Source organism: Acinetobacter sp. PFS20 (assembly GCF_052261015.1).
Lineage (GTDB): Bacteria > Pseudomonadota > Gammaproteobacteria > Pseudomonadales > Moraxellaceae > Acinetobacter.
Window position 1 is genome coordinate 3,322,338 of sequence record NZ_JBPVZE010000001.1, and the last position, 14,777, is coordinate 3,337,114.

Annotated in this window: 12 protein-coding genes; 3 read left to right on the forward strand and 9 right to left on the reverse strand. The window is 37.8% G+C overall.

Annotated features, from left to right (window positions below):
* Window position 1 precedes the first annotated feature (1 nt).
* The 6 genes from ACS125_RS15760 to pepN form a co-directional block, all read right to left on the reverse strand.
* On the reverse strand, window positions 2-688 hold the full coding sequence (locus ACS125_RS15760; protein ID WP_443273229.1) for a glutathione S-transferase: 687 nt from the start codon (window positions 686-688) through the stop codon (window positions 2-4).
* 228 nt (window positions 689-916) lie between these two features.
* Entirely contained in the window at window positions 917-1,936 is a 1,020-nt protein-coding gene (locus ACS125_RS15765) for a Csu type fimbrial protein (protein WP_151963089.1), read from the reverse strand.
* Window positions 1,927-4,386, reverse strand: a complete 2,460-nt coding sequence (locus ACS125_RS15770; RefSeq protein ID WP_443273232.1) for a fimbria/pilus outer membrane usher protein — start codon at window positions 4,384-4,386, stop codon at window positions 1,927-1,929. Before ACS125_RS15770 ends, ACS125_RS15765 begins: the two co-directional genes overlap by 10 nt.
* A 9-nt stretch (window positions 4,387-4,395) precedes the next feature.
* The gene (locus ACS125_RS15775) at window positions 4,396-5,100 is read right to left on the reverse strand and encodes a fimbrial biogenesis chaperone (RefSeq protein WP_151963091.1); all 705 of its coding nucleotides are present in this window, start codon (window positions 5,098-5,100) and stop codon (window positions 4,396-4,398) included.
* Window positions 5,101-5,172: 72 nt separating this feature from the next.
* The gene (locus tag ACS125_RS15780; RefSeq protein WP_004791615.1) at window positions 5,173-5,703 is read right to left on the reverse strand and encodes a Csu type fimbrial protein; all 531 of its coding nucleotides are present in this window, start codon (window positions 5,701-5,703) and stop codon (window positions 5,173-5,175) included.
* 583 nt (window positions 5,704-6,286) lie between these two features.
* Window positions 6,287-8,893, reverse strand: coding sequence for an aminopeptidase N (gene pepN, locus ACS125_RS15785; RefSeq protein ID WP_443273234.1), 2,607 nt, complete (start codon window positions 8,891-8,893; stop codon window positions 6,287-6,289).
* A gap of 319 nt (window positions 8,894-9,212) precedes the next feature.
* Here pepN and ACS125_RS15790 point away from each other — a divergent pair, with 319 nt between their 5' ends.
* The 3 genes from ACS125_RS15790 to thiM all read left to right on the forward strand — a co-directional run bounded on the left by ACS125_RS15790 (window position 9,213) and on the right by thiM (window position 11,646).
* A complete protein-coding gene (locus ACS125_RS15790; protein ID WP_013197392.1) occupies window positions 9,213-9,470 on the forward strand; it encodes a hypothetical protein in 258 nt (85 codons plus the stop codon).
* 151 nt (window positions 9,471-9,621) lie between these two features.
* Window positions 9,622-10,779, forward strand: a complete 1,158-nt coding sequence (locus tag ACS125_RS15795; RefSeq protein WP_443273236.1) for a hypothetical protein — start codon at window positions 9,622-9,624, stop codon at window positions 10,777-10,779.
* Window positions 10,780-10,818: 39 nt separating this feature from the next.
* Window positions 10,819-11,646 carry a hydroxyethylthiazole kinase gene (thiM, locus tag ACS125_RS15800; RefSeq protein ID WP_443273239.1) on the forward strand — a complete coding sequence of 276 codons (828 nt, stop codon included), beginning with the start codon at window positions 10,819-10,821 and terminating at the stop codon, window positions 11,644-11,646.
* 30 nt (window positions 11,647-11,676) lie between these two features.
* On the opposite strand, the gene ACS125_RS15805 is transcribed toward thiM, so the two are convergent.
* The 3 genes from ACS125_RS15805 to ACS125_RS15815 form a co-directional block, all read right to left on the reverse strand.
* A complete protein-coding gene (locus ACS125_RS15805; RefSeq protein ID WP_151963328.1) occupies window positions 11,677-12,528 on the reverse strand; it encodes an AraC family transcriptional regulator in 852 nt (283 codons plus the stop codon).
* A gap of 81 nt (window positions 12,529-12,609) precedes the next feature.
* On the reverse strand, window positions 12,610-12,969 hold the full coding sequence (locus ACS125_RS15810; protein WP_443273241.1) for a 5-carboxymethyl-2-hydroxymuconate Delta-isomerase: 360 nt from the start codon (window positions 12,967-12,969) through the stop codon (window positions 12,610-12,612).
* A 43-nt stretch (window positions 12,970-13,012) separates the two neighbouring features.
* Window positions 13,013-14,725 (reverse strand): helix-turn-helix domain-containing protein, encoded by a 1,713-nt coding sequence (locus tag ACS125_RS15815; protein ID WP_443273243.1) that lies wholly within the window; start codon window positions 14,723-14,725, stop codon window positions 13,013-13,015.
* Between the last annotated feature and the right edge of the window lie 52 nt (window positions 14,726-14,777).

Sequence of the window (14,777 nt, forward strand, 5' to 3'; positions counted from 1 at the left end):
TTCACCCTGTTTGTTTTTTATACCATAAAGCAATAAACGGACGATCCAAAATTTCTTTACTAAATTTTTTGCTTGTGCGTACCACTTCACCAAGTTGAGCGACCACAGCAATGTCGGCAATGGTCTGAGAGTCTCCAACTAGCCATTCACTTTGCGATAAAACTTGTTCGATACGGTCGAGGTGTCTTCTAAACTCTGCTTCAACATTTTCAGCTTTCATTCGACCTAGACCTTGAAAGAAAAGCTGTGTTTTTAACTCGGCTAAAATAAATCCTTTTACCATTGGTCTTTCATACGCTGGGCGGCCTACGCTGCTAATACGAATGGCTTCTTTTAGAGCTTCTGGGTCATTTACGCGTAAATAGACTTCAAAGAAATAAAGAGATTCATCTGCCCAGTCTTCCCACAGCTCTGCAAGTGCTTTTTGGCTTGGATCTTCTGGATAAAGCCGTGGTGTATCTGGATAAGTTTCTTCTAGATAGCGGGCAATTCGAGTACTGTCTTGAATCCGCTGTCCATTATGGTCAATTACAGGTACCTTGCCCACTTTACTGAGTAAAGGAACTTTAGCCCCCAGAATGCCGTTATAGTTCACTGTTTCAAATGAGATTCCTTTAAATTTCAAAATTCTTGAAACTTTCTGACAAAATGGGGAAATTTCCCATTGATGCAAAATAATATCCGACATTAGTTCACCTTTATTTTAATTGCCTATTTAGCCAACTAGTTCTTTTTTAGAACTAATCAATAAATATACAGAATGTATTTTTAAATCAAACCATTTTTAATGACGAATAAGTTTTAAAATGCCAAAATTAATTGATTTATATCATTTTATGTTTAGCCATTTTTAATGAATATAATTGAAATTACGCGGAACCATGCGACTAAAATAGAACCGCGTATATTTGATAAATTAATAAGTCACCGTAACAACAACACTATCAGAATAAGTGCCTGGTGTACTTGCAATGGAAGTACCTTGCGGAATTTTTCCATAGACTGGCGTAGTTTGAGCGCTACCTGTTCCTGTGCCAGACACTCCACCCGCCCCTCCAACATTAGTCACGCCTCCTGTAGCATCCCAAACCGTACTATAGTTGGAGTCTTTATATAACTGGTAGGGAATAAATTCATTATTGCTATTAATCATACGTCTAAATCCACCCGCTATACGATTGTTTCCATCTCCTAAATAAATGCTATATGGCGTTCCATAATTACAAGTCGAATTTACAGCTCCTTGTGCTGTGTAATCACGCTTGGTTAGGCTAATATCATTTATATTGCCGAAATCTACAGTCGAGGTCGAGTTTAATTGGCACAGACTTGGAACCACAAAATTTGCTGTTAGCAGTGTATCGCCTGAATCCCAGCCACCAAGTAAATCACCACATGACAAACCCAAAAGATCCATATCCCAATACAACCGAACCGAAGCCGTATATGTTCCTTTAGGATAGGCAATGAGTGATCCCGTTCGAGCTGGTACTTTCACATTTACTGAGTAACTCACAATATTATTTGATGCGATTGTTGCTACTGGTCCATACCACACATTAGAGGTTAGATTATTGGTAGAAGACCCCGCTCCACCTACAATTCCGGTTACCGTGTAAGGTAATGAAACATTGTTAATTGCATTTGTGGTTCCCGTAAATACGGTTTTCATACACATGAAATTAGAAATCTGGGGAAGTCCTAAATTCGTGCAAGTAATTGTGCCTGAAAGGTTTACAGTTGCATCACTATTAATATTTGCTGCAGTGTAGGTAAAAGTACTATTAGTAGTTCCGCTTACTGTACAAGCAGCATGTGCTGGACTAAAAAAAGCATAAACGAGATAAAATAAGCAAATGCCTATAAAGTATTTTAAAGACAATGAAAATTTCTTATAGCTCTCTATTTGAGCCTTATTCATAATATTTAATGACATATATAAGGTCCCAATTTCTTAGTTGAGTACTGATTACTGTTATATGTGAAGTCAACTTGGCATGAGCCATGATCCAAAAGATCGACTTCAAGTTTATTTTGCTTTAATAGGTTTGGAATAAATACTTCACCGTCGTAGCCAACTACACCATCTTGCTGACCATTAATATGAACCGTATAACCTGGTAATAACGGTGAATTGTTTGCATCAACAAGTTTGACTAATCCAGAAATGACCTGATGAGCACCAAAGTCAATAAGACCACCTTGGCGATAACCCACTACTGTTTTCTGATCTGTAGACTTCACGCTCCAATTCAAAGGTAGATACGATGGATCTAAATAAATATGGTTTTCCTTATATGGCATGAGGCTTGGAATCAGAAATCTTCCAGAATTATCGGTTACGCCTAAATTTACCCCGCCATTTATAATCTGACTCTTCGGCCCAGCATTGGTCACAACTGCATAGCCATCACCAATTTCATTAGCCGCAAAAATTCGCCCTGCTGCCGCAACCAATGATCCTGTCGCTGAAAGTGCAACTTGGTCGTTATCCCCAATTCGGTTGTATCGACCAGTTAGGTAAGCTGCACGAGCACGGTAAGAAGCATAGACCGATGCATTGTTTTGATTCGCATCCTGATCGCGCTCAACATAACCTCCCCATCCAAATGAACCGATTTGTGGTTCTGATAAGCCGAATATTTCTTGACGGTAACTCAGCCTGCCACCATCATTAGATACACTTGTAATCGCATTGATTCGGGTAGATGGTGTGTAACGCAGCGCAAAGTAAATGCCATAGTCTTTTTGGTGTTCATAATCTTTATACGCTGACGCATAAAAGCCCCAGTTTTTGTTCAGGCTTCCGCTTAAATTGGCAGACACTAATTTATTAGAGTTGTCACTATATTTGATCTGGTTATAGCCCAGATAAGCACCATAGCCTGCGTAAAAATTATAGTTAATGCCTGCCCTAAAAATCTCATCTGCCAATGCACTGTAGCTTAAATAATTTTTTGGTTCATCATCGGATTGGTTATCTTTTAAATATCGAATTTGAGACACACGGGCAAGGTCAAAGTAATTATCAAACACTTTGCGGTAGCTGGTATTAAACGAAATGTTCTTGCTAATACGTCCTTCTAAACCCACTAGAGCAGAATAACCGTTTTCATCTTTATACTGACTCGCTGCAATATCAGCATTAATCACCCCAAAACCAAACAGATTCTTGGCAAAACCAGTGCCTAGATTTGATAGCCCATCTGTTGAAGCCTCTGCACCACCGCTTAAGGTCAGCGAATTGCTGTAGCCATATCGAATCGCACCCGAAGCAAAAGTGGCATCATCATAATCGTTGGAAAACAATCCGTAGTTATAGCGTGGAACACCGACATCTACTGAGAATTCGTTAATACCTTTTACCAAAATTTTGGATGAAAAATAGTAAGCCTGTTTGGTAATGCTCTGCTGACCCGTTGCATCGGTAGTCACAAGTGTGACTTCATTACCTGAAATAAACGGGAGCTGTTTAATGTCAAATGGACCTGATGGCACAAGGCCTGAATAAATCTTTTGTTGGTTAACGTATAAATCTAGTGTTGAAGGAAGTGCTGCTGAGCCAGAAAATTGTGGGAATGCTGAAGTGACAATATCACCTCGTTGAGTATAAGCACTCGACCACTGGAAACCGGCCAAACGTACACTGCTACCCCAGTCAGAACTATTGGAAATAAAGTCTCCTAAGGTATATATCCTGACTTTTTCAGGATCTACATATTGCCACTTACTTTCTAGTCGCACCCATTTTTCATGGCTATAACTATTTTCATTACTACCGTTGTATAAAACACCTGAAGAAAAGTTACCAATTGCGCTGTTAAAGATCCCTTCTGCCGAACCTGAGAAAACATTCTCATCATTGGTTACGGTGTTATATAAACTATAGTTCAGAATAGCCGCGTTTAAGGGCTTCATTTTCAGCAAATGTGGGCTAGTAGCCTGCTGGCCGCTTAAATCGACTGAGTAACCCGTCAACATGTTGGAAGGAACTTGTAAATTGAGAGCCTGTTCATTCTCTAAATATTTAAATCTGATTCCTTTTAGTTCATCAATACATACCCATTGGCTATCAGGAATGTACTCATCCATTTTCACTCTTAAAGTTTTTAAGGCACCTGAACGAATATATAGTTTTCCATCCTTAGATTGCTTCGCAGCAACTAAGTCTTCAGAGGCATTAGAATTAATAGAAACATTTAAAAATAATTTAATGAAATTAACATCTTGACCCTGCTCATTCGTCTCTAATTGTGTATATTTATTATTACTACCAACAGATTTAGGAACACTGGGAACTGCAGTATTCGTATGATCTTGTAACTGTTCGGCAAAAGAATATGCAGGAAAATACGTAACACATAAGACACCTATAATGTATTTCATATAAGCCTCTTAAAGTGTGGTTTTCTTACCATTAACTGTTAGAGATACGCTGTATTTATGATTTGGTTGATAGGTAAAGTTACTAATCGAGTAACTTCGCGATTGCTCCGCAAGGATATAACCATTTACGGTATTTACTTTAATGGGGTAACTTTTATTCGCTGTTGTATCAACAAGCATTAAATTATTTAAAAGTGCATGCCGGTTTCCAATATTACTAATATTTAAGGAAGGTGCTTCCTGATTTGTATCAATCTTCCAATTCAATTTGGTAATGGCATCTTTATTGACTACAAATACGGGTAATGATGAGCGAAGTAATACATTTACGCCCTGAGCGGCTTTACGGCTATCAACTGGTTTTGGTAGCTCATCGATAATAATACGATAAGTTTTTTCACCAGAAACAGGTGCTGGATTAATTCTGACTACACGTAAGTTATAAGAATCATTAGACTGTAATTTTAAAAATGGTGGACTAATGGCAATCTCATCTGTAGGTGTTAACTGATCTTGTCCATTTTTTTGAGTCCATTCAAATACGCGAATCTGCAAATCAGTACTTTCATTTGACTGGTTATATAAACTAATTGAAGCTGCATTTTGATTACTTAATATTTCTACATTCACAGGCGAAAGACGGATTGTCGCGGCGTTAATAGAGCTAGATAAAGATAAGAATAATCCCGTAATAATAAAAATATTTTTTTTCATAATTTGCTCAAATATGACTTTTTAATGTATTAGCCCTTTTAAAAGGGCTAATGTATTTTTAATTCATACAAATTAATAAGTTACTGTTACAGTTACACTATCAACATAACTACCTGCGCTTGGCAAAGTTGTACCAGCAGGAATACGGCCATAGACGTTCACTGTCTGAACATTACCAGTCGCAGTCCCACTGTAGGCAGTGGTTGCAATACCTATTGCAGTGGCACGTCCTGTGTCTGAGAAAAGGTTGTAAGGAATATATTCATCGCTAGTGGCTCCACCGATCATACGTCGTTGGGTTGATAAAACATTTTGACCACCATCAAATGACAGAGTCCATGGCACAGTATTATTACAAAGGACTTTAATTGAGGTACCACCTGTCGTGGTGGTATCAGCATCGACATTACTAGCCAGTGAACTTAAAGTACCGAAGTCTAAAACTGCATTTGTTGTCGTTCCGGTTGCAGAGGTATTTAAGACACAACTATTCGTTACGGTTGCCTTAACAGTTAATGTACCTGTTGCTGTAGCTGCATGTGCTGCATTGAGAGAAAATACTCCCGCAACAACTGCTGATAAATAAAAAAAAGTCTTTTTCATGGCCAAAACCTTTTAAACTAAATTGTCGAATTAATAGATATAAAAAATTTAACCCTTATTCTTACAATCATTTTTATTTGACTGCTTTTTTAAAGCTTATTTTTTTATCTACTTTTCATCATAATACATAAAAATAAATAAAATGCATGTTCACGTTATTATTTTTATTTCCAATCGATAAAACAAAGTTACCTAAACTTGCCCTATGGATACAAAAAACAATATTTACAAAACCTAAATATATGATTCAACTTGTTTTAATAAAATTATTAGAAAAAAATATTAAGTTAAATTTAAATAAATATTACAGGATTCAGCTCATCTTAAAAAATTAGATACTATTTCTTAATTTATTTATTTTTATATTATTTATCTCTTTAATTTTCATTTTATATTATTTCTTAAAGGTACATCTTCAAAAACTATTAAATATTATAATTTATACAACAATAAAATGATAAAATTTAGAGCTACACATGAACTATAACAACGATAGTTTTGTTTATTTTAAGCGTTAACTAGCTATTAAATATATAAAAAACAAAGGCCTCTTAAGAAGCCTTTATTTAGTAAATTTAAATAATTAAACGCTTAACATACTATTTAAAGTTTCAGAAACGTTTTTCGATTTCACTTTAGGTTGCAATGCTTGTAAAGCCTGTTGCACTTGAGTACGTTGTGGTTCAGCAAGTGTATACCAACGTGACAATACCTGTAACAGACGTGAACCTAAAATTGGGTTCTTTTCATCAAGGTATTGTGCAAGGTTAATAAAGTGAGCTACACCAAAGCCCCAAGTGTTTTCAGGGTTATTTGACAACCCTCCACTTACCGCACGAATACGGTTTGGAGTTGTTAAATCATAGTCAGGATGTTGAGTCAGGTACTCGATTGTTTCTGCTGTCGCATTTGGGTTTGCTGCCTGAATCATGAACCATTGATCTAAAGATAAAGCTTCATCTTTAAAACGGTCATAGAAATCAGCAAGTGCATCTTGAGCTTGAGGTGCATTTTGCCAAACCAACACACGTAATGCCCCTAAGCGTTCAGACATATTACCTGTGTTTTGATATTGCACGTGTGCAAGTTCAAATGCAGTTTGATCGCCCTGTCGAGCCATCATCATCAGCATAATGTTCTTTAATGCACGCACCCCCATTGCCAAAGAAAATTCTTTTTGCAGATCTGGGTCAAGTGTAAGGTAAGTATCTTTCCAGAATGAACCTAACTCTTGTGCCAAACGATTCAGCAAGGCTTCACGTTTGACATGAATATCAGATGGTGCATAGTTCTGATCAATACGACTACCCAAATAACCTTCACTTGGTACATCAAACAAACGCGATGCTAAAAGCGGGTCACGACCCACTAACTCAGGTAAAGTGCTTTGAATCGCTTGAATGTAAGCATCTGCTGAATGGTCTTCTAGCAAGATACGTTCAAGCAAGGTTTGGGTGGCTTGCCACTGGTTAAAACCATTCGTTTCGTGCTGAATTAAGAATGCTAATTCTTCATCGGTATAATCAAACACAAGATTTACAGGCGCAGAGAAATTACGAAGTAGAGACACCACTGGTTGCTCAGTCACGCCAGTAAATTCAATGCTTGCCTCATCTTGATCGAACAAGTAAACGCCATCTTTAACATCGTTTACGAATAGGCTCTCACTGTGCAATGTATATTGCTCACCTGTTTTCGCATTAAATAAAGCTAAAGCCACAGGAATTGGAACAGCTTTTAAATTTGGGTATTTAGGATGTGCTTTCAGGCTTTGTTTAAAGCTTAAACGGTAAGTTTGTGCTGCTGCATCATATTCACCTTTTGCTTCAAGCTTTGGTGTACCTGGTTGGTTATACCAAGTTAAGAATGCAGATAAATCTACGCCAGAACCCGCTGTTAAAGCAGCAACCCAGTCTTCTACAGTCACGGCTTGGCCATCATGACGGCGGAAATATTCGTCGGTTCCTTGACGGTATTTTTCTTTACCCAACAAAGTCGACATCATGCGGTTAATTTCCGCACCTTTTTCATAGACTGTCGCTGTATAGAAGTTATTAATTTCTACAAAGTGGTCTGGACGTGGCGGATGCGACAATGGACCTGCATCTTCGGGGAACTGATGAGATTTAAGCACAGCGACATCATCAATACGTTGAACCGCAGCAGATTGTAAATCTTCTGAGAAAGATTGATCACGGAATACCGTTAAACCTTCTTTTAAGCAAAGTTGGAACCAGTCACGGCAAGTAATACGGTTCCCTGTCCAGTTATGGAAATATTCATGGGCAATCACAGACTGAACACGCATAATTGCTGCGTCAGTTGTGTATTCTTCATCAGCAAGTACACATGACGTATTAAAGATATTTAAACCTTTATTTTCCATTGCACCCATGTTGAATTGGCTTACCGCAACAATCATATAATTGTCGAGGTCATAGGCACGGCCATAGTGTTCTTCATCCCAACGCATAGAATGCTTTAATGCTTCCATTGCGATATGGCATTTTGGAATGTCTTTCTCAATCGCATAGATTTCTAAAGCAACATCACGCCCTTCAGACGTCGTATAACGATCTTTAAGAACAGCTAAATCACCAATGACACAAGCAAATAAATAGCTTGGTTTTTTAGTCGGGTCTTGCCAGATCGCAAAGTGACGGTTTTCACCTACCTCACCTGTTTCAAGCAAATTACCATTGGCAAGTAACACTGGATATTTTTTGTCTGCTTCTACGCGTGTCGTAAAGACTGAAAGTACATCTGGACGGTCTGGATAGAACGTGATTTTGCGGAAACCTTCAGGTTCATTCTGGGTTACAAACAACTCATCTGCTTTATATAAACCTTCAAGCTGAGTGTTGGTTTCCGGATGAATAATCACTTGAGTCTGTAAAATGACTTCATCTGGTGCATCAGTGATCACCAATTGTTCACTATCGAGTGAATATTGTGCAGGAGTAATATCTTGACCATTGAGCTGAATAGATTGCAACTCAAGATCACGGCCCAATAACACCAAGTCTCCAGCAGTTTGGCGCTTCATCACCAATGTTGAATCAACAATTGTTTTATCGTCATATACTTGAATATCAAGATTAATTGATTCAACTAAAAACGCAGGTTTTTGATAATCTTTTAAATAAACTGTTTGATCTGCCTGAACTGGAGGCTGCGCCGCAATATTCATCTTTATTCCTTATATACTCGTCTAAAACGGCAGTATGAGTCGCCATGAAATATCATACGCCAAGTCATACATACTGTATTTGCTTACCTTTATAAAATTAATGGGACTTCATTGATACATTTCAAATTAGAATCTGGTTTTATTAGCACAGATTAGACCAAATTTACGATAATCGTTGTTTATATAAGCAATCTATACAATAAAAATAAAACACCTTTAGCTTTTAACATTTTTTAGAGTCAGCTTACATTTTGGGCATGGTTCTTGCCTATTTAAATAGACCAATATGGGTATTTCAATAAGAGCAAGAGGTGTCAATATGGAATTAAAAGCACATTTTCATCGTTTAGAAAATATTAAAGCGATTCATGATTTACACGCAGCAGGACTCGATCACCATGTGATTGCAGTGTTCTTAACTGCGGAAGGTATCTCTATGACGACTCAGGAGGTTAGCTCCATTGTGAATACTTACGATGCACTAGGCAAAGTAAAATTACCAAGTAAAAAAGTACAGGCACTTATTAATGCCAAAAAACTTGGACAGAATGATGAGAATTTGCCGTGCCCTGTTTAATCAACAATTTAACTCGAGATGAAGACCTAAAATTCTCACATAGATTTTAGGTCTTTTTATTTTAACAACAAACGGAACTCGCAATCTCAGCCATACACAGTACGGCTGTGTATAATAGCCCCATCATTTTTCATTTTATGTTCGGAGCAAAATGGCCTTACAAATTCTACAGAAACAACTGGATGAAAGTAGCCATTGTCCTCTCTGCCAAGCTTCAATGTACTGGGTAGATGCCGAGCAATTTGAACAAGACGTTCAATTTCATGAATGCAGTCATTGTCAGCATCGCGTATTTAAAGATGAAAGAATGACTTGCCACTGTGATCAGTGTACAAAACAACGTAAAAAGCTTGTACAACAAACCCGCTTACAAGAACAACGCCAATTTAAGTCAAAAGAGCAGCCACAACGCAGTCTGGAACAGCTTAGCTTCTTACATAAACTTTTCTTGCTGAGTCTTTTAGATGAATATGCGCGTGAAGAGATTACTCATGATGAATATATTCATTGGGACAAAGTTAAATACCATCACATCACCCCTAACTGGATGTTTCAGAGCTATTTAATTAAACAGTTGCATAAAGATGGAATTTTGAATGCAAATGATCAAACTGATGATCCACAGTGTTTTCACTTAAATATTCGTTTAGATGGTTATAGCGATCCAAGTTTATTTAGTGTGGCTCAACAGCTACGCAACTGGTTTTATGAAAATTTAAGTGCAGGAATTCCTTTTCGCAGTGCAGACGAAGTGAAAGACGTACTTTTTCAAGTGCTCTATCAAGAAATTATCCAGTTTATGCAGTTCTATTGTCGAACTTGGGGAATCCAAATTGCGGGCAATACAAATTTTCAAAGCTTTTGTTATCGTTTAATGGATTCACTCGCAATTGGACAGATTTATTATCTAGTACAGACTGCGCTCGAATATCTTTATAAGCAAAAAGCCTTACAGCCCCGTAATGATAAATTTATTAACACCAATTTGTTAAAGAAAACTTTAGAACAATATCGCGAGAGAGCGTTAATTGAGAAGTGGGAAACTTCTATGCTACCTCGTCCCCACAATATTCCTTATAGTAAAATGAGCTACATTCTATTGAACCGTTTCTTAGGTTATGACGAACAGATATTTGTGCAGCCTGTATGGAAAGCATGGCGAAAAATTGAACCACGTTTAAATTTTTATTCTGTGAAACGTTGTATGTATTGTGGCTCAAATGATTTAAGCGTTGACTATGATGCCGCAGATTATGTGTCTTTGATTTGCCAAAAATGTAAGCATCAAGACCACTATTTTACCCACTAAAACTTTAATCACTCTGGCTTAATAAGGATAGATAATAAGATGACATCGACATCTAGTTTGATTGAACAGGTCATTGAAGCTTGGCAAAGCATGCAGGCAAAAACGCCTCTTGTGCAATGTATTACCAATAGCGTTGCAGCTAACTATACAGCCAATGTATTACTCGCTTCTGGTGCTTCCCCTGCCATGATTGATAATCCTTATGAAGCAGAAAGTTTTACTAAAATTTCATCAGCTTTAAGTATTAATTTAGGTACTCCCACCTCAGAGCAAATGCAAGCTATGCAAATTTCTGCAAAAACGGCGCAAATGAGTAATATTCCCTGGGTGCTTGATCCTGTGGGCTATGGGCCAGTTTTAGCTTGGCGCAGTCAAATGACAGATGAACTTTTACAGTTTAAGCCGAGCGTTATTCGTGGTAATGCTTCAGAAATCAGTACACTTGCAGGTAATCAAGTTCAATCTAAAGGTGTTGATAGTACCTTAAGCAGTGATGATGCCTATCGACAAGCTTACGCGCTATTAGTACATACCGACTGTATCGCAATTTCAGGTGAATCAGATTACATTTTATCTAAAGAACTAGATGTCGTTATCCAAGTTAACGGTGGAAGTCCCTTACAACCTAAAATTACAGCAACTGGTTGTGCTTTAGGTGCATTAATCGCTGCATATAGTGCGGTAACGACTCCAACCCTTGCAGCGCTTTCAGCCCATGTACATTTTGCAATTGCGGGTAAACTTGCTGCCAATCAGGCACAAACCATGGGAAGTTTTAGTACCATTTTTATGGACTATATCCATATGTTAGATGATAACCTGATTGAGCAATATGCAAATATAAAGCTATTAGGTTTAAAGGCATAACCGCAAGTTATGCCTTTATCCCCACTACTCTTATTTTAAAAGTAAGTAGATATCTGTAATAAGATCACATTCTTTCACATCATGCACAAAGTTATGATAGTGAAAGAAAACTGGATATTCCCCTGCTTCTTCGGTTTGCTCAGGTAACCAGTTTCTAAAGATGTAATAAACACTATCTTTAATCTGGTCGTGGCTACCCAAATGTCTTACGGTCGCATAACGACCCGCAGGAATTTCACCTGTTTGTACGCCGTAATTATTTTCAGGTACAGCCTTTTCAATTGAACCAGCAATGTCAAATCTAAATTCGTCAGATGGAGTCTGCTCAGGGTCAGCAAATGGAATACCATAAGTTCTAGACTTGGTCACAGGCGACAAACCTGTTTCTTTGCGCCAAGCAATAAAACGCGCAGCGGTTTCAAAGACTTTATCTGGACTGCCTAAATGAGACAGATAGGCAATCTTTTCAGCAGGACGCTCAACAATATTTACATTCATTTTTAGCTCACTTTTTGGAAGTGTAAAAACAAACTTCTGGTGCCAAGATTCCCAGTCTGGTTTATCTCTAAAAGCCCGAGGAGTTTGATCAAATGAACGCTTAAATGCACGAGTAAATGCCTCGGGACTATCAAACCCTGCTTGCAATGCTATCTCAATAATTTTGAGGTCAGGTTCAAAAGCCAATTGAAAAGAGGCCCGCTTTAAACGAGATAGTTGAATAAACTTCATCACATTTAGGCCAATATGAATGGCAAAAATTCGATGAAAATGAAACTTAGATAAGGCCGCAATCTGGCTCAATCGGTCAACATCTAAATCTTCATCTAAATGTCTTTGAATATAATCGCAAACCAGTTGCAGCTTTTGTATATATACAGCCATACATTTATGTCTGTTCATTCGATAGCACTACTTTTACATAGTGCTGATCTCTATTCTTGATCGAAATTGCGCTTTTAAGTGTTATACAACTTGCTTGAAATAGTCTTCTCTTGGCATATCGACAAGCTCAACGCACAATTGAATTTCTTTATTAAACTCTTGTTGTAAATAATTTTTATTGCTGAGTGCCGTTAATAGCTGATCGCCAATGAGCTGTTTTTGTTCAGCAGTTCTTCCAGACAAAATATAAACTTTTACATGAATATAAGCTTGATCAACTCCTAAGCCAATCAGGAAAACCTCGTCTTTACGCGCACGGCTTTTAATGTCTTCTGGACTAAATAGCTCTGTCTCAATCAGTGTGGTATTAATTTCTTCAAGTAATTGTTTTGCGTTTAATCCAGTTAAATTATCTGAATAATCAACTACAACGTGCGGCATAGCCACCTCAATTTATGTAATAAGTCATTAAGCCAATTAAACTTTACTCAATAAATAATAAAGCTAATCGAACCTGATCATATCCCATTCGTGGACTAGTTGCTTCAACGATTGGTCTTAGTTTGATCGAACCGTCATCAGAAAAATGATCTGGATTTTGACGTTTTTTCAGCTTCTTATAAATTTTACGAATTTCTTCGACCACTTCTTCACCCGGATGAGCAACCGAAATATCTAGCTTTTGTTCTTTATGAAGTCGAGCCAAATGATTAATGATGGTTGCTGGTGTCAGACCACGCTCATGCGCGATGTCTTCAATTTCATAGCCTTCTTCAAACAACGCACGTGTCTCGTCTAACGTTGCCGTAGCGTAATTTTGCTTTCCACCTTTTGCGAGTTTCTTCTCATTACGAGAAATCTCATTTTCATTTAAGGTGCCACCACAGTGACGAATAAAGGCTTTGTGCTGAGCAGTTAAATCTACATCTGCAAAGTTGTCTTCAGCTTCTTTAGAAAGTTCTTGGAAACGACGATCCGCTTTTACAGCCAGACTGTCTAACTCTAAAGCTTGCTCGTTAATTCCTAATAACTTAAGACCAGTTAAAGATTTTAAACGCGACAATGCTACATAACCCTGACCTTTTTCGAAGGTATTCGTGAGGTTAATTTCAGCAGCTTCTAAAGTCATGCCTTGGCTTTTATGAATGGTAATTGCCCACGCTAAACGAAGTGGAATTTGCTGAAAACTTGCAATCACTTTACCGGCTTCGTTTTCAACTGACCATGTTTCAGGAGCAACCAGCAAAGTCGTGCCATCAGTTAGTTTTACCTTTGGCAGTAACCCGTTTTCATCATCTTCCTCAAAGCCAATAACTTCGCCTAAACTCCCGTTGATATAACCCATATCAAAGTTGTTTTTAACAAACATAACTTTTGCATGTTTCTTCAAGGTGAGTTCTTCTGGAGCACGAACTGAAGATTTCAAAGTTTCTAATAATTTTTCATTACCATCTAAAACGGCATTGAATTGATGTCCGTCATTATCAATTTCATTTAAGTGCTGATAATTGATATTGTCGACATCCATATTGTGCGTATAAAGACGAGTAAAGGTCTCACCAATATCATGCGAGCGTGATTGACGCAGTGCTTGTAAATGATCTGATTGAATATTCTGCGCACGAATGGCATTTAAAATCTGATTAAGAATTTCATCATCTTGCCGGTGTTGTTCCGTTAAATAACATACGCGAAATTTGGCTTCGACCCATGCATCAGACATAAAACAGAACTTGTCACGGTTGGCTTCACTATTACGTCCAACGGGTGGCAACTGAAAGAAATCTCCAGCCACAATGACTTGAATACCGCCAAAAGCTTCATCACTTTCTTTAAAATACTTTAAAACCTGATTGACCAGATTAAGCTGCTTAGCATGCAACATCGAAATTTCATCGATGACGAGAACTTGAGCATTTTCAAGGTGTTCCTTGAGATATTTACGCTCTTTCATACGTTTTAGGTCATCGTCAGTTAACTGATCTTTAATGCCAATGCCCGCCCATGTATGAATGGTCATGCCGTTCATATGTGTTGCAGCAATACCTGTAGATGCCGTAATTGCCACAGGCACTTTACGTGCTTTTAGGTATTGGATGTACTGATTAAGTGTATAGGTTTTCCCTGCACCAGCCGAACCGGTTAAAAAGACATTTTCACCTGCTTTAAGCAGTTTAAGCGCAGTTTCCTGTTTCATAATCTCATAAGTACATCTTCAACAGCCCATAGCTTAACGACTTTCCCGAAAA

Bases quoted from the DNA above. Each gene is read 5' to 3' on its own strand.
- ACS125_RS15760 (WP_443273229.1), bottom strand. From the start codon at position 688: ATGTCGGATATTATTTTGCATCAATGGGAAATTTCCCCATTTTGTCAG.
- ACS125_RS15765 (WP_151963089.1), bottom strand. From the start codon at position 1,936: ATGTCATTAAATATTATGAATAAGGCTCAAATAGAGAGCTATAAGAAA.
- ACS125_RS15770 (WP_443273232.1), bottom strand. From the start codon at position 4,386: ATGAAATACATTATAGGTGTCTTATGTGTTACGTATTTTCCTGCATAT.
- ACS125_RS15775 (WP_151963091.1), bottom strand. From the start codon at position 5,100: ATGAAAAAAAATATTTTTATTATTACGGGATTATTCTTATCTTTATCT.
- ACS125_RS15780 (WP_004791615.1), bottom strand. From the start codon at position 5,703: ATGAAAAAGACTTTTTTTTATTTATCAGCAGTTGTTGCGGGAGTATTT.
- pepN (WP_443273234.1), bottom strand. From the start codon at position 8,893: ATGAATATTGCGGCGCAGCCTCCAGTTCAGGCAGATCAAACAGTTTAT.
- ACS125_RS15790 (WP_013197392.1), top strand. From the start codon at position 9,213: ATGGAATTAAAAGCACATTTTCATCGTTTAGAAAATATTAAAGCGATT.
- ACS125_RS15795 (WP_443273236.1), top strand. From the start codon at position 9,622: ATGGCCTTACAAATTCTACAGAAACAACTGGATGAAAGTAGCCATTGT.
- thiM (WP_443273239.1), top strand. From the start codon at position 10,819: ATGACATCGACATCTAGTTTGATTGAACAGGTCATTGAAGCTTGGCAA.
- ACS125_RS15805 (WP_151963328.1), bottom strand. From the start codon at position 12,528: ATGGCTGTATATATACAAAAGCTGCAACTGGTTTGCGATTATATTCAA.
- ACS125_RS15810 (WP_443273241.1), bottom strand. From the start codon at position 12,969: ATGCCGCACGTTGTAGTTGATTATTCAGATAATTTAACTGGATTAAAC.
- ACS125_RS15815 (WP_443273243.1), bottom strand. From the start codon at position 14,725: ATGAAACAGGAAACTGCGCTTAAACTGCTTAAAGCAGGTGAAAATGTC.